Source organism: Maritalea myrionectae, assembly GCF_003433515.1.
Taxonomy (GTDB): Bacteria; Pseudomonadota; Alphaproteobacteria; order Rhizobiales; family Devosiaceae; genus Maritalea; species Maritalea myrionectae.
This window is the reverse complement of sequence record NZ_CP021330.1, coordinates 742929-761274: the sequence shown is the minus strand read 5'-3', so window position 1 is coordinate 761274 and position 18346 is coordinate 742929. Positions and strand designations below refer to the sequence as shown.

The window sequence follows — 18346 nt, the reverse complement described above, 5'->3', positions numbered from 1 at the left end:
TAAATATTTTTAGTTTACATGTAACATAAACTTACTATCGAATGGAGTGTCCCATGTCAAACCATCCTCTCCCCGTCACAAAATATTCCCGCCCAGCCCGCTGGCTACACTGGAGCATTGCTGCACTTTTGATTTTGACCTTTGCGCTCGGTGTGTTCCTCGACAACAGCAGCACCGATAGCCTGAAATTCTTGCTGATCAAGTTCCATGCCCCTTTGGGCACGTTGGTGGGCGTTCTGGTGCTCGTGCGCACCTATTTCGCGTTCAAACATCCGCGACCCCTGCCCGATCCAAACTGGTCAGCCTTGGTGAAATGGGCGTCAAAAGTCACGCACATCCTGCTCTATGTTTTGCCATTGGCCCTCGTCATCTCCGGCATTGGCATCATGGCCCTATCTGGTCTTTCTGAAATGCTGATCACCGGACAAACACAAAATTGGCCAGCCCTGAATGAGCTGTTGCCGCGGACGGGCCACGGCGTCACCTCAAAGCTATTGTTGGCAGCAATTGTGTTGCATATTGCAGCCGCCATCTATCATCAGCGCATTGCCAAAGATAATATCCTTGACCGCATGCGTTAAACAAAAAAGGGCGCCGCAAGCGGCGCCCTTCTCAAATCCGTAAATTGACCGGATTAATGGTCAAATGCCTTCACAATATCTTCGGTCATTTTCTTGGCATCGCCAAACAACATCATGGTGTTATCGCGGAAGAACAATTCGTTTTGAACGCCCGCATAACCAGCAGACATGCCCCGCTTCAGGAACAGCACCGTACCCGCATTTTCCACGTCCAAAATCGGCATACCGAAAATGGGTGATGCCGGATCGGTTTTCGCCGCCGGATTGGTCACATCGTTCGCGCCAATCACAAAGGCCACATCCGCTTGCTGGAATTCTGAGTTGATGTCTTCAAGTTCAAACACCTCGTCATAAGGCACATTCGCCTCAGCCAACAACACGTTCATATGGCCCGGCATCCGCCCCGCTACAGGGTGAATAGCATATTTCACTTCAACGCCTTCAGCCTTGAGCAAGTCTGCCATTTCCCGCAATGCGTGCTGGGCTTGCGCCACCGCCATGCCATAACCTGGCACGATCAACACTTTTGACGCGTTTTTCATCAAGAACGCCGCATCATCCGCCGCTCCAGATTTAACCGGACGGGTTTCCTCTTCGCCGCTTGCTGCCGCAGAAGAATCTGACCCAAAACCGCCAAGGATAACCGAGATAAAGCCACGGTTCATTGCCTTACACATAATGTAAGACAGGATCGCCCCTGAGGAGCCCACCAGCGCACCGGTGATGATCAATGCTGTGTTGCCAAGGGTGAAACCGATGCCGGCTGCTGCCCAACCTGAATAGGAGTTCAGCATCGAGACAACCACGGGCATATCCGCGCCACCGATCGGAATGATCAACAGACCACCCAGCACCAAAGCCAAGATGGTGATCAGCCAGAAATAGATCGGATCGGCTGTTTGCACAAACAACACGACCAGCACAACCAACGCCACCGCAATCGCGATATTGATCATGTGCCGCGCAGGCAACATGATCGGCGCGCCGGACATACGGCCATCCAATTTCAAAAAGGCAATCACTGAGCCGGTAAAGGTCAAGGCACCAATCGCGGCACCAAGGCTCATTTCAACCAAGCTGGCACCGTGAATGTCGCCCGGTGAACCAATGCCAAAGGCTTGCGGCGCATAAAGTGCAGCGGCAGCCACAAACACGGCCGCCAAGCCCACAAGCGAGTGAAACGCCGCCACCAATTGCGGCATAGATGTCATGGGTACGCGACGCGCAATCACCGCACCGATGCCACCACCAATGGCGATACCGCCAATGATCAAGCCAATAGCCAACGGGTCTTTCGGCCCCGCCACCAGCAACGTGGTGACCACCGCAATGGCCATCCCGATCATACCAAAATTGTTACCCTGACGCGCCGTTGTCGGATGCGACAACCCCCGCAACGCCATGATAAACAAAACCCCGGCGGCCAAATATAGAAGGGCCGCAATATTTGCAGAAATCATTATGGATTATCCCTTCTTCTTGTACATCGACAGCATGCGCTGCGTGACGAGAAAGCCGCCAAAAATATTGATGCTGGCCAATATGAGCGCGATAAAGCCGAACCAGCGGGCAGGCCCTTGGTCATCGACCAAAGAAATCCCCACAGCCAACAACGCGCCCACCACGATCACAGAAGAGATCGCGTTGGTCACAGACATCAAAGGCGTATGCAATGCGGGCGTTACGCTCCACACAACATAGTAACCCACAAAGATCGCCAAAACGAAAATTGCAAAGCGGAAGGTAAACGGAGCAATTGCACCATCACCAGCCGCGCCAGACGCGGCAGCAGCGCCGCTTGCCAAAAATTCCATCAAAACCATTTACGCCTCCTTCTTTTCAACAAAGGCTGAGTGCACAACGGCCCCATCCCGCGAAAGATTTGTGGCCACAACCAACTCATCTTCCCAATCGATCGCCAGTTCCTGGCTTTCCTTGTCAATCAAGGTTTCAAGGAAGGCATAAAGGTTTTTGGCATAAAGCTGCGATGCAGAAGCGGCCAAACGGCTTGGCAGGTTTTCGTACCCAATGACTTTTACGCCCTTATGGTCCACCACTTCGCCGCGTTTTGACACTTCAACATTGCCGCCACGCTCCACCGCCATATCGACGATCACAGACCCCGGTGCCATGCTCTCCACCATCGCTTTGGTGATGAGTTTTGGTGCCGGACGGCCCGGAATAAGCGCGGTGGTGACCACAATATCCTGCTTCGCAATATGTGCTGAAACCAGTTCAGCTTGCTTGGCTTGATATTCTTTGCTCATCTCTTTGGCATAGCCACCAGCGGTTTCCGCTTGCTTGAACTCGTCATCCTCAACGGCGACAAATTTACCGCCCAAAGATTCAACTTGTTCCTTGGCGGCAGGCCGCACATCCGTCGCGGATACAGCCGCGCCCAAACGCTTGGCGGTTGCAATTGCTTGCAACCCGGCCACGCCTGCGCCCATCACAAAAGCCTTGGCAGGACGTATCGTGCCCGCCGCAGTCATCATCATGGGAAACGCACGATCAAAGGCGTAGGACGCCTCAATCACCGCCTGATAGCCCGCAAGGTTCGCTTGTGAGGACAACACGTCCATCACCTGCGCCCGGGTGATCCGCGGCATAAACTCCATGGTGAACAGCGCGTAGCCCGCTTTCGCCAATGCCCCGATTTCTTTTTCATGGCCAAACGGGTCATGCATGCCCATCACAAGGGCATTCTTTTTGGCCCCTTTGAGCTGCTCAACAGTGGGGCGACGTACCGTCAACACCACGTCCGCACCTTTGACCGCCGTGGCGGCGCTGGTCGAAATGCTCGCGCCAGCTTCTTTGTAGTCCTTATCCAAAAGACGCGACTCTTCACCCGCGCCTTTTTCTATTGCGACTTTGGCCCCAAGTCCCACATATTTGGCCACCACTTCCGGGGTGACCGCCACACGGGTCTCGTTGGCTGTCTGTTCGCGCAAAACCGCTATTCTCATGCCAGTTCCTTCTTAGTTGCGCACATACAAGGTAATGCGCCGCCCCCCAACCAATCGCGGCACGATGAAAGATCTGCCCCTATGCGTTAGGCGACAAATCCGAAATAAAGGCCAATCAAAACCACCGCGATAATGATGGCTGACCATTTGGCCAACTGCAAAAAGCCGTGATAGGTTTTGGTTTGCTCTTCATAAAGTTTTTCAGCTTCAGTGCTCATAAGTCTCTCCAGTTATCTTGATTGATCCAACGCTTCCAATTCGTCGATCAAACCTTCAATCATACCCAGCCCAAGGGACCAGAAATTAGGATCTTTTGCATCAAGGCCAAACGGGGCCAGCAATTCTGAATGGTGCTTTGAACCGCCTGCTTTCAACAGCTCAAAATACCGCTCGGCAAATCCGTCTTCCGATTGCTGATATTTCGCATAAAGCGAATTCACCAAACAATCGCCGAATGCATAGGCATATACATAAAATGGCGCGTGAATGAAATGCGGAATATATGACCAAAATGTCTCATAGCCCTCATTAAGCTCCACTGACGGGCCGAGGCTTTCACGGCTGGTGTCCAGCCAGATTTGATCTAGCTCTTCCGCCCGCAACTCGCCCTCGCGGCGCTTAATATGCACCGCGCGTTCAAAGCTATAAAATGAGATCTGCCGCACAACTGTGTTCAGCATATCTTCAACCTTGCCCGCCAACAGGGCAAAGCGTTGCTCCGGATTGTCCGTCGCTTTCAGCAAAGACCGGAACGTCAGCATTTCGCCAAATACGCTCGCGGTTTCGGCCAAGGTCAGCGGTGTATCTGCCATCAGGGGCCCTTGATCTGCCGCCAAGACCTGATGCACCCCATGGCCCAATTCATGTGCCAATGTCATCACATCGCGGGCTTTGCCCAGATAATTGAGCATCAAATAAGGATGGGCGCTGGGCACTGTTGGGTGGGCAAAGGCCCCTGGCGCCTTACCATCACGCACCGGCGCATCAATCCAACCACTATTGAAAAACGGCTGGGCCACTTCGGCCAGTCTCGGCGAAAACTCGCCATAAGCATCAAGCACCATTTTCTGGGCGCTATCCCAATCAAAGATGCGATCATCGCTTGTGGGCAACGGCGCATTGCGATCCCAGGCATTGAGCTTTTCCTGCCCCAGCCACTTCGCTTTCATTTTATAATAGCGGTGTGACAAGCGTGGATAAGCCTCGCGCACGGCATTTTCCAGCGCGTCGACAACTTCCCGCTCAACCGAGTTGGCCATATGGCGGCTATCAGCCACATCTTCATAACCGCGCCACCGATCAGAGATCTCTTTGTCCTTCGCCAAAACATTGGTGATGTGTGTGAACAAACGCTTGTTTGCCCCCAGCGTTTCCACCAAACCGCCATAGGCGGCTTCGCGTTTTGCCTGATCCTTGTCGGTCATCATGGTCAATGTGGGCTCAAGCGATAGCTCTTCGCCATCCACATCGAACTTCAAGCTCGACATGGTCTCATCAAACAACCGATTCCATGCAGAACGCCCGGTCACAGATTTATCGTGGAAAAGTTCCTCCACCCGATCTTCCAGCTGATAAGGCTTGGCCTTACGCAACTCGTCAAACCAAGGCTTATACCGGCCCAGAGTCGGGTCATCTGCCAGCGCCTTGTCCAACACTGCATCATCAATGCGGTTCAATTCCAACGAGAAAAACAACAAGGGGGTTGAAATCGTGGTCAGCTTTTCATTGAGGTCGCCCATAAATTTGGCGCATTCCCCATCAGCAGTATTTTGTGCATATTGCAAATAGGCAAAGGAGCCAATCCGCCCCATCTTGTCCGATAGTGCTTCATAGCGCTCAACGGTTTGATAAAGGTCGCCACTTTGCGCCAAATCGGCCAGTTTACCCTTATAATCTTCGGCAAAAGCCTTCGCTTCTTTTTCGCACCAGGCGATATCGTCTTTCAGCGCATCGCTCTCACGCCCCGAATAAAGGTCAGACAAATCCCACTCGGGCATCACCCCAAGTTTTTGCGCAAGATCTTCATTGCTCATGCAGTGGTCTTTCTTTTTTGCCGTCATTTTGGCGCAAACCTTATCATATGCGCCTCACTTGCCAAGACCGTATTGCGTGATGGGCGTCCTCTGGTCGCCCAAATGCGAAAATCTAAATATCCCAGTCCATCAAATGGGTGGTGAACATCAAACTCTCCACATAGCCATGCGCCAGGATAAGTGGCCATAAATTGCGCCTATAGGCAAAAAACAAAAGCCCCAACCAAAAGAAAAGCCAATAAGACCCGTGATCACAAATCCGCGAAGCCTTGATAATAAAAACGGCCAAACGCATTTTGGCGCAATGAAATGAATATCCTTAATCCACTGTTAAGAACTCGGACCTAGCCTGACCCAAATTAGGACAGTTTGTGATTCGACGGGTGGATGCTCGTCCAATAAGAGAGCTTATGGCCAATATTCTTGTTATTGACGACGATCCCATTCAATGCCGCCTCAGCGAAGAGATGCTTAAAACCCACGGTTTCGAGCCCTTCATAGCCGCAAGCGGCGCAGAGGGGTTGGCCCTTCTTGAATCAGAAAATATCCAAGCGGTGATTTTGGATTTGGTGATGCCGGAAATGGATGGCATGACCGTGCTCAGCGAAATGCGCACCCGAAACTTCACCCAACCGGTGATCGTGCAAACGGCTCAACCTGCTATTGAAAATATTATTTCGGCCATCCGATTGGGGGCCAGCGACTTCTTTTCCAAGCCCATCGCGCCCGAGCGGATGATCATTTCGCTGCAAAACGCCCTGAAGCGGTTTGAGCTGGAAAATTGTTTGCGCACCGAAACACATCGGCAAAAAGGCGCACTCAGCTTTAAAGACATGGCAGCCAAATCTCCGGCCATGAAAAAGTCCATCGCCCATGGTGAAAAAGCCGCCGTCACGCAAATTCCCGTCCTGATCGAAGGCGAAGCTGGAACGGGCCGCGATATGATGGCCCGGGCCATTCACCATCATGCCAAGCGCGGCGGCAAACCCTTCATCGCTCTTAATTGCTCCACCCTTGATGAACATGAGTTGGACAAAATGCTGTTCGGCGGCGAAGGCCAGAAGAAAACAGCCTTTGAGCAAGCCCAGGGCGGCACGCTCTATCTCGATGAAATTGGCGCCTTGTCCATGGAATTGCAGGGCAAGTTGTTGGCGCTGTTCACGGGCAAACAACTGAGCACCTCTGCGGATGACCATGCCCCGCTCGACGTGCGCCTGATCTGCGCCACATCAAAACGCCTGCTCAATCTGACCAAGCAAAAACAGTTCCGGGAAGACCTTTATTATCGGTTGAACATCTTTCCCGTCTATATGCCGCCTTTGCGCGACCGGGCTGAAGATATTCCCGATCTCATCAGCCATTTCGTGACCAAATTCTCTGTAGCGGAAGGCCGACGCATCGACGGCTGCACACCAGAAGCGCTAATCATGCTCACACAATATGAGTGGCCGGGCAATGTGCGCCAACTGGAAAATGCCGTTTATCGCGCAATCCTTTTGTCGGAAGATGGTCATCTTACCCCCAATGAATTCCCGCAAATTCAAACATCCTTGCAAGGCGCTGAAAAACTAAGATCAGCCCTTAAATCAATGTCGCCGCAAGCGGCCCCTGCCCATATTGATGCGGCAACACCCCAGGTGATGCCGCTTAAGCCGAAGGCTCAACCCACGAAAGACCGCTTTTTGAGTGATGATGGTCGGGTCAATAATTTAGCTCAGGTGGAAAAAGACCTCATCGAATTTGCCTTGAAAAAGCACAGCGGCAAAATGAGCGCTGTAGCCCGCGCTTTGGGCATTGGCCGTTCGACCCTTTACCGAAAATTGAAGGAATATGGCCTGGAAACAGACCAGTCCAACGCTGCTTAACACTTTTTTGCAACACAAGCAGAAATTCGTAAGGAATTCGTGATAACAATTTCGCGAAACGCTTGGTGAGCAGGCCGTTCTTAGCTATAAACAGGGCGTTTCACGATTCTGGTGTATCATCGAACGTGACGTGTTTTGGGACGGAAAAGGGATAAAAATGCGCGGATTTAAACTTGGTATTTTGGCGGCAACAGCTTTCGCCCTTCTTCCCTTATCCGCAGCACAGGCCCAGCAGGTCATCAACATCAACGGGGTGGAAGCCACCCGCGTTGTTATTGGCCCGGCGACCACACCACTGGCCAAAACCATCAAAGCTGGCCTTAAAGACGATTATTATGGCGCCAGCGCGGGCTCTCGCGAATGGCAGTCTGCCCAAAAGCTTTATTATTTCTACGGTGAACGCAATTTTGAGCCACTCTGGTTAGATCAGGATGGCGATAAGCTGAAGTTTTCCGATAAGGCGAAATCGATCATCGCCCTGTTCGAAAATGCAGAGCTCGATGGCATGCGCCCCAGCGATTATCTGACCGACGCGCTGGACCTGACCAATATTGAAAATGAGCCTGAGCGCCTTGCCGCTGTGGAAACGGCGTTTTCCCAAAGCGCAATCCGCTATGCCCAGCATGCAGCTGGTGGTCGCGTGGACCCGCGCAGCGTTTCCCGCTCTATCACGCTCAACCCCACCCGTATCGATGGGGCAAAGATGCTGATCGACTTGGTGCAATCCAGCGATCCAGCTGCCTTGCTATATAGTTTGCATCCATCTCATCGCGAATTTGTTGCCTTGCGCGACGAGCTGGCCAAAAAGCTTGATGGTGTTCAAGAAGAACAAATCATCGTGCCCAATGGTCAGTTGTTGAAACTGGGCCGCACAGACGACCGCCTGCCGCTATTGCGAGCACGTTTGGAAGTGCCCGCCAGCGACCCCGCTGAGGAGCTGGTTTATGACCAGGCCATGGTCGACGCGGTTGAAGAATTCCAATCCAGCCTTGGCTTGGTGCCAGATGGCGTGGTTGGGCCAGCGACGATCGCAGCATTGAATGGTGCAAATGGTGCCAGCGTCGAAGACATTGTTGCCAATATGGAACGTTGGCGGTGGATGCCCAAAAATCTGGGCGATTTTTTCGTTTTCGTGAACGTGCCTGAATATCGGCTCGAAGTACGCTCCGGCGACACCGTACGCCACGCGACCCGCGTGGTGGTGGGCAAACCAAAGCACGCGACACCGATTTTCTCTGACGAGATTGAGCATGTGGTGGTCAATCCCTATTGGAATGTGCCGCTCTCAATCACCAAAAATGAACTGCTGCCTTCGGCCAACGGCAACCCGGGCTATTTTGCAGCGCGCAATTATGAATTGCTGGCCGGTGGACGCGTGATCAATGCGTCAAATGTGGATTGGGCCAATGTTAACCCATCAAACCCTCCATTCCGCATCCGCCAACGTCCAGGCCGTGGCAATGCGTTGGGACAGATCAAATTCTTGTTCCCCAACCAGCATTCGGTTTATTTGCACGACACCCCGTCAAAGAGCCTGTTCTCGCGCAGCTATCGCGCCTTCTCTCACGGCTGTGTGCGCGTGCACAATCCGCTTGAATTTGCCGATGCATTGTTGGCCTTTGAACCTGATTTGAGCCTGGACAAAATCAAATCCATGTTTGGCTCGTCAGAACGCTGGAACAATTTGAAGACGCATATCCCTGTGCATATTTCATATTTCACCCTGCGGGTGAGCGGCGATGGCACAATTCGATCATATGGTGATGTCTATGGCCACCACCAGCGCTTGATCAATCTGCTAAACAGCTGAGAACCACAATTAATCTTTGGTTTACCATGATTTCGCCTGCGTGCGCATAATGTCGCACAGCTTGCCCTATGCCTTTTTCACGCCATTTTGATTCCTATATTGAAGTGAACGGACGTTGGCTGGGCAGTGCTCGTAAAAATTTGCTGTTGCTTGCTTATCGTTAATAAAGTCTAATTAAGTTCGGTATAAACTGAACCAACTAAATGTGACTGGTGACAAAAATAGGCATCAAAAGAGTGTTGGGCAAATTAGTATCGAGTTGGTCTCAAGGGCTGCGCCGTGCCGCAGCAACATTATTGGTGGCAGCATTGCTGGCGCCAACTCTGGTTGTGCCAAGTTTTGGCGCAGGTGATCGCACGCTCTATTTGCACTACACCCACACGCGTGAAACCGCGAAAATCACATTTAAACGCAATGGCCGTTACGACAAAAAAGGCCTCGCCGAGCTCAACCAATTCCTGCGCGATTGGCGGCGGAATGAACCCACAAAAATGGATCCGCGCCTGTTTGATTTGATTTGGGAAGTCTATCAAGAAGTCGGCGCGAAAAAGCCTATCCATGTGGTGTCCGCCTATCGGTCGCCCAAAACCAATGAAATGTTGCGCGCCCGGTCTTCCGGCGTCGCCAAAAATTCAAACCACACACGCGGCCTCGCCATGGATTTCTATATCCCCGGCGTCCCCATTTCTAAACTGCGCCAAGTCGCCATGAAAAAACATGTTGGCGGCGTGGGCTATTACCCATCATCTGGCAATCCGTTTGTGCATTTGGACACCGGTAGTGTGCGCGCCTGGCCTCGCATGACCACGGCGCAATTAAAGCGGATCTTCCCCAAAGGCAAAACCATGCACATCCCCTCAAATGGGGTGCTGTTGTCAAAAGCGGGATATGCTGCGGCCAAATCGGAATGGTCCAAATGTCGCCAGTTGCCCTGTGGCGGCAGCACGCGCACTGCGTCATTGTCGAGCAATGATGATGATGGCAACAAAACCACTTTGATGGACATGTTGTTTGGTGGTGATGGCGAAGACAACACAGCCAAAAACACCCCACGCCAAACCACAGTGAAGGCCACCCCTATTCGCGTGGCGGCGCTGTCTGGCTTGCCGCCCGCACGCCCTGAAAGCGCTGGCGAAACATTCGCGGCCCCTGAGTTGGTTGTTGCCGATGCGGTGACGCCGCCATCTAAGCCCGTTCAATTGGCCGCACTGACCACCGCGCCTAAAGAAACGAACAATGCAGACGAGGGCCCCGCATCGCGCTTTGAAGTTGCTGATGAAGGCGAGATTGTAACCCCGCCATCGGCGCGCCCTCTGATCAACGAGCCTGGCCGCGATCCGCTGGCACCGCTGCGTGTGGCCTCTTTGGGCAATGCGGGCACCAGAACATCAGCTCAGCAATCAGATTCTGGTGGCCTGTTTGCCGCCTATGCTCCGCTGCCAGAGCAAACCGAAGATGCACAAAAAGCGCTTGAGAACATTTTGGCGCGCAAGGCCGAACAGGCCCAGCCGAAGCCCGAGCCCAAAAACCAACTGGATGATTTGCGGCAAACCTTAAGCACGGCATCGCTCACGCCTAATCTGGACGGGTTCGAGCAATTGCTGAAAAACACCAGAAAACCAAACACCAAGCCCAGCTTTGATCCGCTGCGCTATAGCTTGACCCAACGCCGGGGCGAGCTGGTCGCACCTGACCTTGGCCATGTGGTGGAAATGTTTACCGATCAAACCCAACTCACTGAGCCACAATTTGCAGTGCTGTTTGAACCGGACCAAGCAGATATCAACCCCAGCGTGGTCATGGGCAATAAAAGCCAGCTCGGTTTTGATAACAATCTGACGCCACAATTGGTGAGCTTCAACCAATTCGGCGGCTAATCGCCGCATAATCGCCGCAAAAACAATTAAATTGGTTCAAATTCGGGTGCAGGGAGTTGCCTGAGCCTTCAACTCTGCTAAACCAGATCAACGCAGCACGCCAGATAAGGCGGCGCGGACCTTGCATGACATATAAATGAGGTAGCGGTGACCAAGCGCCCTGAAACACCCCTATTAGACAGCATCTCGGAAATCAGCGATCTCCGCGAGATTCCCCGCAATCAATTGGCTCAATTGGCCGATGAAGTGCGTGCTGAAATGATCGACGTCGTGTCGGAAACGGGCGGCCATTTGGGCGCGGGCCTTGGCGTCGTCGAACTCTCTGTGGCGTTGCACCATGTGTTCAACACGCCGGACGACAAAATCATCTGGGATGTGGGCCACCAAGCCTATCCACACAAAATTCTCACCGGCCGCCGCGAGCACATGCGCACCTTGCGCAAAGAGAACGGTCTGTCCGGGTTCACCAAACGCAAAGAAAGCCCGTTCGATCCATTTGGCGCGGGCCACTCCTCGACCTCAATTTCCGCCGGATTGGGCATGGCCGTCGCAGCCGAATTGAAGGGCGAAAAGCGCAACATCATTTCAGTGATCGGCGATGGCGCCATGTCTGCGGGCATGGCCTACGAGGCCATGAACAATGCAGGCGCCATGGATGCGCGTTTAATCGTTATTCTGAACGACAATGACATGTCGATCGCCCCACCCACTGGCGCCATGAGTGCCTATTTGGCACGGCTGGTCTCGGGCAAAACCTATCGCTCTATTCGCGAAACAGCCAAGCAATTGTCCGAACATTTGCCGCGCTTCTTCTCGGAAAAAGCACGCCGCACCGAAGAATATGCCCGTGGCTTTTGGACCGGTGGCACCTTGTTCGAAGAGCTGGGCTTTTATTATATCGGCCCGGTCGATGGTCATAATCTTGATCATTTGTTGCCCATTCTGGACAATATCCGCGATACAGATACAGGCCCGATCCTGATCCATGCGGTCACGCAAAAAGGCAAAGGCTATGGCCCTGCCGAAAGCGCGGACGACAAATATCACGGCGTGTCCAAATTCAATGTGATCACCGGCGCGCAATCCAAAGCGCCCGCCAACGCGCCATCTTACACGGGTGTATTCGCGGAAAGCTTGATTCAGGAAGCCCGCAATGACGATAAGATCGTTGCGGTTACCGCAGCTATGCCATCCGGCACGGGCCTTGATAAATTCGCCAAAGAATTTGCCGACCGCACATTCGATGTGGGCATTGCCGAACAGCATGCCGTCACCTTCTGCGCAGGCTTGGCCGCCGAAGGCCTATCGCCTTTCTGTGCCATCTATTCCACCTTCTTGCAGCGCGGCTATGACCAGATTGTTCATGACGTGGCGATCCAAAATCTACCCGTTCGCTTTGCCATTGACCGGGCTGGCTTTGTTGGCGCCGATGGCCCAACCCATTCCGGCGCGTTCGACACCGCCTATTTGGGCACCATTCCCAACATGGTGCTAATGGCACCGGGCGATGAGGCCGAGCTGCGCCATATGGTGACCACAGCCGCCAAATTCGATGAACACCCCATTGCCCTGCGCTATCCGCGCGGTGAAGGCGTGGGCGTTGATTTGCCCGCCGCTGGTGAGATGCTTGAAATCGGCAAGGGACGCATCATCCGCGAAGGCAAGTCGGTCGCCCTATTGTCCTTTGGCGGGCGCTTGGCCGAAACCATGGCCGCCGCCGAAATCCTTTCCGGCCTAGGGTTCAACCCCACCATAGCCGATGCACGCTTTGCCAAACCCTTGGACACAGATTTGGTGGAAAGACTGGCGAAAAACCACGAAGTGCTGCTCACAATCGAAGAAGGGTCTACAGGCGGTTTCGGATCATTCGTTCTCAGCCACTTGGCGCAAAATGGATTGCTCGACAATGGCTTGAAAGTGCGGCCTTTGTTTATTCCAGATCACCATTTTGATCAGGCCAGCCAGACCAGCATGTATAAAGCCGCCGGGCTGGATCGCAATGCCATCGCCGCCACGGTGATGCGCGCACTCGGCAATGAAAAAGCCGCCAATCAAGTAATGACGGGCGGCTTATAAAGCTAACGTCGTGAGGGCGGGTTACGCCTGCCCCTCACCTTCGTCCGGGCCATCTTCATAATAGTCTGGCGCCGGGATCATGCCCAGCGCATGCTTATAAAGATCAAGCACGGCTTCTTGTTCCTGACGCTCATGCGCTTCTTGCTTGCGCAATTTAACCACCTGACGCATGACCTTCACGTCATATCCATTGCCCTTTGCCTCGGCATAGACATCACGAATGTCATCAGAAATCGACTTTTTCTCTTCTTCCAGTCGCTCAATGCGTTCGATATAGGCACGCAATTGTTCGCGGGCGACGCTTGTTTGTCCCATGACACTTATTTCCCGAGCAATTAAATTTGCCCTATGTGACGCAAATCACCGGGCAAAGGCAACCGCCAATAAATTATTTCCACCAATCTGATCTGTGCACCGAACCAAATCTTATAAATCGGGTCTGCATAAAGTTAAAAACCGCCACAGAACGGTCCAATAATCGGTATAGCGATTGACACAAATCTCCCAATAGCTACAACTCATGGGGTCGTGACCTTGTTTTTTGAAACCAAAAAAATGCCTGTGCGCTTCGCGTTTATCGCAATGATTTGCCTGTCCCTATTTGCCGCTTTACCTGTCGTGGCGGCCAAAGCAGATTTGCGTGTATGCAACCAAACTGAAAATCCCGTCGCCATTGCCATCGGCTTTAAAGCTGAAAATGGTTGGCAGTCTGAAGGATGGTGGGTTGCAGAAAAAGAAAGCTGCGCGTTGGTTTTTAATGGCCCGTTGAATGAGCAGCCCTCACAGTTTTTCTATCTCCACGCTGTGGATGATGTGAGCGGGGGTGTTTGGGGCGGACGCATTTATATGTGCACCCGTGATAAAGCATTCACAATCTTTGGCGAAAAAGACTGTCTAGCGCGCGGCTATGAACGGACTGGCTTTATGGAAGTCGACACCGAGAACAATACGGATTGGACAGTTCAGCTCACCGAGACTGATCTGCAACCCCTGGAGACACAATGAGACGCCAACGCAAAGTTAAAATTCTGGCCACCCTGGGCCCCGCATCAAACAATCAAGACACCATCGAACAATTGGCGCGCGCGGGCGCCGACCTATTCCGCATCAATATGAGCCACGCCAGCCACGAAGTGCTGAACGAAACGATGGCCAATATTCGTAGCGTCGAGCAAAAGGTCAAACGCCCCATCGGCGTGCTTGTCGATTTGCAAGGCCCGAAACTGCGTGTGGGCAAGTTTGCCGATGGCGCCGTGGAACTGAACACCGGCGACATCATCACCTTTGACCAGTCTAATACGCCAGGCAGCAAAGAACGAGTGGAACTACCGCACCCTGAAATTTTTGAAGCCATCAAGCCCAACCACACATTATTGCTGGACGATGGCAAGCTTGAGCTGATCGCCAAAAAATGCACGGCCACTGCAATTGAATGTGAAGTGGTGCATGGCGGTAAATTGTCTGATCGTAAAGGCGTCAGCCTGCCCAACACCTTGTTGGGTGTCGGCGCCCTCACCGATAAAGACCGCGCCGACCTCGTTGCAGGTCTTGATGCCGGAGCCGATTGGGTTGCGCTTTCTTTTGTGCAACGTCCTGAAGATATTATCGATGTGCGCAAAACCGTTCAGGGCCGCGCTGGCGTTTTGGCCAAAATCGAAAAGCCACAGGCTATTGAGCGGCTGGAAGAGATCATCAAACTTTCTGATGCCATCATGATCGCCCGCGGCGATTTGGGCGTTGAAATGCCACTGGAAACAGTTCCCGGCCTGCAAAAGCGCATGATCCGCATGGCACGGCAACAAGGCAAGCCGGTTGTGGTGGCCACCCAAATGCTCGAATCCATGATCAACAGCCCCGTGCCAACCCGCGCGGAAGTCTCCGATGTGGCGACAGCCGTTTTTGAAGGCGCTGATGCGGTCATGCTTTCTGCTGAGTCTGCTGCAGGTGATTATCCGGTGGAAGCGGTAAACACCATGAACAAGGTTGCCGTCGCGGTAGAAAACGACGTCCTTTATCAAGGCATTATTCGTCGGCAGGAAATCACGCCAGATGCAACCGCTGCGGATGCCATTTCCGCCGCCACCCGTCAGGTGGCTGAAACTTTGGATCTTGCTGCCATCGTTTGCTACACATCTTCTGGCTCCACCGGCATTCGCGTGTCGCGCGAGCGACCAGAGAAGCCAATCATCGCCCTTTCACCAAAGGATTCGACCGTGCGTCGCCTGTCCTTGATTTGGGGCCTGCACTGCGTGCGCACCGAAGATGCGGTGAATTTGGATGATGTTGTGGATCGGGCCTGTTCCATCGCCTATCGCGAAGGGTTCGCCCGTCCCGGCGACCGTGTGGCCATCACCGCAGGCGTGCCGCTGGGCACACCCGGTGCCACCAACATGCTGCGCATTGCCTTTGTTGGCCAAGACGGCATGGGATCTTCATAAGGTTTTTCGACCTACCGTACACACAAAAATGCCCGCCAATTTGGCGGGCATTTTTAATTCAGCCGCAACAACGACTCTCATCAAATCGTCGCACCTACAGGGCTTCTTCACCCATTTCGCCGGTCCGAACACGAACGGCTTGCTCTAAATCCAGCACAAAGATTTTGCCGTCGCCAATTTTGTTCTCTGTGGCCGCGCCGCGAATAGCCTCGATTGCGGCGTCCACCTTATCGCTGCCAACGGCTATTTCGAGCTTCAATTTCGGCACATAGGAAATCTCATATTCAGCCCCACGATATATTTCGGTGTGGCCGCGTTGCCGCCCATATCCACGCACTTCAGTTACCGTCATGCCGAATACGTCCAGCGCGCCCATGGCTTCGCGCACCTCTTCCAGCTTATGCGGTTTGATCATTGCTACGATATATTTCATGGTTTCCCCCTAGTGCCGATAGCCCGTTTCGCCATGCACAGTTAAATCTAGACCCGAAGTCTCTTCGTCCTGACCAACGCGCAGCCCGACCCATTTCTTAGTCAACCACACCAATATAATCGTGACAAGAAGCGACCAAATGGCTGTGGCAACAACGCCAACCAGCTGCACGCCAAATTGCGACAATGCGTTTTGGCCCTCTGCATAGCCCACAGCGCCCGGGCCAAAACCAAGCAACAATGCAACCAACAAAGTGCCAGTCGCGCCGCCAATGCCATGCACAGCCAACACGTCCAACGAGTCATCAATGTTGAAGCGGTGCTTCACCAGATCTACGGCGTAAAAACACACAAAGCCACCAACGAGCCCTAACACAATGCCGCCCATTGGGCCCACCGAACCGGAGGCCGGGGTGATCGTCGCCAAACCTGCAATCGTGCCAGTAACAATGCCGACGATGCTGGGCTTTCCAAAGCGCACCCATTCAATGACCATCCACACCAAAGACGCAGTGGCCGCAGAAAGGTGCGTGACCAAAATCGCCATGCTGGCATTGCCATCAGCAGCAACTGCACTGCCGCCATTAAAGCCGAACCAGCCGACCCAGAGCAAAGACGCCCCAACCATCACCATCCATGGCGCATGCGGCGGGCGCACATTTTTGGGAAACCCATCCCGCGCGCCCAAGAAGACAGCGATAGCAGCGGCGGACACACCTGCGGTCACGTGCACCACAATGCCCCCGGCAAAATCGATAACGCCCATTTGCGCCAACCAGCCGCCGCCCCAAACCCAATGGGTCACCGGCACATAAACCAGCATCAACCAGAGCGAAGAAATGATCAAAACAGCCAAGAACTTAATCCGCTCAACAAAGGCACCCACCATCAGAGCGGGCGTGATGATCGCGAATGTCATCTGGAACATGATCCAAAGGCTTTCCGGAATGGTGCCGCTCAGCCCGTCGCGTTCCAGCCCTGCCAAACCAAAACGGCTCAACCCGCCAATCCATGCATTTCCATCGGTAAAGGCCAGCGTATAGCCCGCAACAACCCATAAGATTGAGGCGACGCAAGCGATCGCAACACAATGCATAAGAACCGACAAAATGTTTTTTGACTGCACAAGCCCTGCGTAAAAAAGGGCAAGCCCCGGCATGGTCATCAACAACACCAATGCTGATGCCACAAGTATCCAACTTGTATCTGCTGCTATCATAATTCTCCCCCCATGATAGATGCCTAAATTTTAGGCAGCGCGGCAATATTGCCCCATAATAAGCAAATTTTGAAGTCTTCTGGCTTAAATCCGGTTCGGCAAGCTGCAAATCCTCGGCCCGACACGGCACGATAGGTTTTTGGGCAGCTCGTTTTTGCACAAAATAAATGCATATTTCTTGTTGACCTGGAGTAGGCTCCAGCACTTACAAGTCCAAAGGCAACCAACTGAAGGCAATGATATGTTTATTGGTGAACTCTCTAAACAGACCAAACTCAGCATCGACACGCTGCGCTATTATGAAAAGATCGGGTTGATCGCAAATGTCACCCGCGATCGTGGTGGCCGGCGCGTCTATGATGAAAGCCTGATTGCATGGATCGAATTTGTGAAAGTCCTCAAGGCCACCGGCATGCCGCTCAAGCATATGGTTGACTATGCGCAATTGCGCCAGCAGGGACCACAAACCACCCAAGACCGCATGTCGATCTTGCAAGACCATTTTCAGCATATCCAAACTCAGTTGGCACACTTGCAAACCTGTCATGATTTGGTGGAGGCCAAAATCAACACCTATGCCCAAGCACTTGCGGATGGAAGCAACATCCCCATTGGGTCTTGCAATGCCTTCACCGCCACCAACGAGGAAAAAACGAATGAGCACAGCTCTTGAACGCGGCCGCACGCTTGCTGCGACGCTGAATCCCAATTTGGAAAAAACCCTGGCCGACCGGTACGACCAAGCCGTACCAGACTTTGCCGAAACGCTGATTGAACATGCCTATGGGCGCATTTATGCCCGCGAGGGACTTGATCTAAAAACCCGCCAATTGATCACCATTGGCGCTTTGACCGCGCTGGGCGGGCAGACAGCACCGCAGCTGAAAATCAACATCCAACATGCGCAGGCGCAGGGCGCGAGCAAAACTGAAATCTATGAGACCATCATGCAAATGTCGCTATATGGCGGCCTTCCTGCCGCCATCAATGCGCTGAATACCGCAAATGAATATTTTGCCGACAGCGAGATGGCTGAGCCGCAGGCCTAA

The 18346-nt window shown here is 53.1% G+C and carries 16 protein-coding genes and 1 pseudogene; 9 read left to right on the top strand and 8 right to left on the bottom strand.

Features of this window, described 5'->3' with window-relative positions:
* The first annotated feature begins 53 nt into the window (after nucleotides 1-53).
* Nucleotides 54-581: a cytochrome b gene (locus MXMO3_RS03770; RefSeq protein WP_162889124.1), complete on the top strand. Its 528-nt coding sequence runs from the start codon at nucleotides 54-56 to the stop codon at nucleotides 579-581.
* A 53-nt stretch (nucleotides 582-634) separates the two neighbouring features.
* On the opposite strand, the gene MXMO3_RS03765 is transcribed toward MXMO3_RS03770, so the two are convergent.
* The 5 genes and pseudogenes from MXMO3_RS03765 to MXMO3_RS03745 all read right to left on the bottom strand — a co-directional run bounded on the left by MXMO3_RS03765 (nucleotide 635) and on the right by MXMO3_RS03745 (nucleotide 5580).
* Nucleotides 635-2038, bottom strand: a complete 1404-nt coding sequence (locus MXMO3_RS03765; protein WP_117396700.1) for an NAD(P)(+) transhydrogenase (Re/Si-specific) subunit beta — start codon at nucleotides 2036-2038, stop codon at nucleotides 635-637.
* Nucleotides 2039-2047: 9 nt separating this feature from the next.
* Nucleotides 2048-2374 (bottom strand): annotated as a pseudogene (locus MXMO3_RS03760) (proton-translocating transhydrogenase family protein); the annotation flags it as partial.
* A 30-nt stretch (nucleotides 2375-2404) separates the two neighbouring features.
* Nucleotides 2405-3547, bottom strand: a complete 1143-nt coding sequence (locus tag MXMO3_RS03755; protein WP_027835006.1) for a Re/Si-specific NAD(P)(+) transhydrogenase subunit alpha — start codon at nucleotides 3545-3547, stop codon at nucleotides 2405-2407.
* A gap of 86 nt (nucleotides 3548-3633) precedes the next feature.
* A complete protein-coding gene (locus MXMO3_RS03750) occupies nucleotides 3634-3765 on the bottom strand; it encodes an aa3-type cytochrome c oxidase subunit IV (protein ID WP_084634119.1) in 132 nt (43 codons plus the stop codon).
* Between the two features lie 12 nt (nucleotides 3766-3777).
* Nucleotides 3778-5580, bottom strand: coding sequence for a M3 family oligoendopeptidase (locus tag MXMO3_RS03745; protein WP_245985797.1), 1803 nt, complete (start codon nucleotides 5578-5580; stop codon nucleotides 3778-3780).
* Nucleotides 5581-5990: 410 nt separating this feature from the next.
* Between MXMO3_RS03745 and MXMO3_RS03735 the strand changes: the two genes are divergently transcribed.
* The 4 genes from MXMO3_RS03735 to dxs all read left to right on the top strand — a co-directional run bounded on the left by MXMO3_RS03735 (nucleotide 5991) and on the right by dxs (nucleotide 13208).
* A complete protein-coding gene (locus tag MXMO3_RS03735) occupies nucleotides 5991-7445 on the top strand; it encodes a sigma-54-dependent transcriptional regulator (RefSeq protein ID WP_117394988.1) in 1455 nt (484 codons plus the stop codon).
* A 157-nt stretch (nucleotides 7446-7602) separates the two neighbouring features.
* Nucleotides 7603-9255, top strand: a complete 1653-nt coding sequence (locus MXMO3_RS03730) for a L,D-transpeptidase family protein (RefSeq protein ID WP_117394987.1) — start codon at nucleotides 7603-7605, stop codon at nucleotides 9253-9255.
* A gap of 236 nt (nucleotides 9256-9491) precedes the next feature.
* On the top strand, nucleotides 9492-11132 hold the full coding sequence (gene mepK / locus MXMO3_RS03725; protein ID WP_245985796.1) for a peptidoglycan L,D-endopeptidase MepK: 1641 nt from the start codon (nucleotides 9492-9494) through the stop codon (nucleotides 11130-11132).
* Nucleotides 11133-11279: 147 nt separating this feature from the next.
* Nucleotides 11280-13208, top strand: a complete 1929-nt coding sequence (gene dxs / locus MXMO3_RS03720; protein WP_117394985.1) for a 1-deoxy-D-xylulose-5-phosphate synthase — start codon at nucleotides 11280-11282, stop codon at nucleotides 13206-13208.
* Nucleotides 13209-13229: 21 nt separating this feature from the next.
* On the opposite strand, the gene MXMO3_RS03715 is transcribed toward dxs, so the two are convergent.
* On the bottom strand, nucleotides 13230-13523 hold the full coding sequence (locus MXMO3_RS03715; protein WP_027835012.1) for a DUF2312 domain-containing protein: 294 nt from the start codon (nucleotides 13521-13523) through the stop codon (nucleotides 13230-13232).
* 213 nt (nucleotides 13524-13736) lie between these two features.
* Here MXMO3_RS03715 and MXMO3_RS03710 point away from each other — a divergent pair, with 213 nt between their 5' ends.
* A complete protein-coding gene (locus MXMO3_RS03710; RefSeq protein WP_425462128.1) occupies nucleotides 13737-14213 on the top strand; it encodes a DUF1036 domain-containing protein in 477 nt (158 codons plus the stop codon).
* Nucleotides 14210-15646 carry a pyruvate kinase gene (pyk, locus tag MXMO3_RS03705; protein WP_027835014.1) on the top strand — a complete coding sequence of 479 codons (1437 nt, stop codon included), beginning with the start codon at nucleotides 14210-14212 and terminating at the stop codon, nucleotides 15644-15646. Before MXMO3_RS03710 ends, pyk begins: the two co-directional genes overlap by 4 nt.
* Before the next feature lie 94 nt (nucleotides 15647-15740).
* On the opposite strand, the gene MXMO3_RS03700 is transcribed toward pyk, so the two are convergent.
* Nucleotides 15741-16079, bottom strand: a complete 339-nt coding sequence (locus MXMO3_RS03700; protein WP_027835015.1) for a P-II family nitrogen regulator — start codon at nucleotides 16077-16079, stop codon at nucleotides 15741-15743.
* A 9-nt stretch (nucleotides 16080-16088) separates the two neighbouring features.
* Nucleotides 16089-17297 carry an ammonium transporter gene (locus MXMO3_RS03695; protein WP_117394984.1) on the bottom strand — a complete coding sequence of 403 codons (1209 nt, stop codon included), beginning with the start codon at nucleotides 17295-17297 and terminating at the stop codon, nucleotides 16089-16091.
* A 241-nt stretch (nucleotides 17298-17538) separates the two neighbouring features.
* Between MXMO3_RS03695 and MXMO3_RS03690 the strand changes: the two genes are divergently transcribed.
* Together MXMO3_RS03690 and MXMO3_RS03685 are read left to right on the top strand one after the other, a co-directional pair.
* Entirely contained in the window at nucleotides 17539-17970 is a 432-nt protein-coding gene (locus MXMO3_RS03690) for a MerR family transcriptional regulator (RefSeq protein WP_051213627.1), read from the top strand.
* A complete protein-coding gene (locus MXMO3_RS03685; RefSeq protein WP_117394983.1) occupies nucleotides 17954-18346 on the top strand; it encodes a carboxymuconolactone decarboxylase family protein in 393 nt (130 codons plus the stop codon). The genes MXMO3_RS03690 and MXMO3_RS03685 overlap by 17 nt, the downstream gene beginning before the upstream one ends.

Coding starts and splice junctions, on each gene's coding strand:
- MXMO3_RS03770 (WP_162889124.1), top strand. CDS start 54: ATGTCAAACCATCCTCTCCCCGTCACAAAATATTCCCGCCCAGCCCGC.
- MXMO3_RS03755 (WP_027835006.1), bottom strand. CDS start 3,547: ATGAGAATAGCGGTTTTGCGCGAACAGACAGCCAACGAGACCCGTGTG.
- MXMO3_RS03750 (WP_084634119.1), bottom strand. CDS start 3,765: ATGAGCACTGAAGCTGAAAAACTTTATGAAGAGCAAACCAAAACCTAT.
- MXMO3_RS03745 (WP_245985797.1), bottom strand. CDS start 5,580: ATGAGCAATGAAGATCTTGCGCAAAAACTTGGGGTGATGCCCGAGTGG.
- MXMO3_RS03735 (WP_117394988.1), top strand. CDS start 5,991: ATGGCCAATATTCTTGTTATTGACGACGATCCCATTCAATGCCGCCTC.
- MXMO3_RS03730 (WP_117394987.1), top strand. CDS start 7,603: ATGCGCGGATTTAAACTTGGTATTTTGGCGGCAACAGCTTTCGCCCTT.
- MXMO3_RS03715 (WP_027835012.1), bottom strand. CDS start 13,523: ATGGGACAAACAAGCGTCGCCCGCGAACAATTGCGTGCCTATATCGAA.
- pyk (WP_027835014.1), top strand. CDS start 14,210: ATGAGACGCCAACGCAAAGTTAAAATTCTGGCCACCCTGGGCCCCGCA.
- MXMO3_RS03700 (WP_027835015.1), bottom strand. CDS start 16,079: ATGAAATATATCGTAGCAATGATCAAACCGCATAAGCTGGAAGAGGTG.
- MXMO3_RS03695 (WP_117394984.1), bottom strand. CDS start 17,297: ATGATAGCAGCAGATACAAGTTGGATACTTGTGGCATCAGCATTGGTG.
- MXMO3_RS03690 (WP_051213627.1), top strand. CDS start 17,539: ATGTTTATTGGTGAACTCTCTAAACAGACCAAACTCAGCATCGACACG.
- MXMO3_RS03685 (WP_117394983.1), top strand. CDS start 17,954: ATGAGCACAGCTCTTGAACGCGGCCGCACGCTTGCTGCGACGCTGAAT.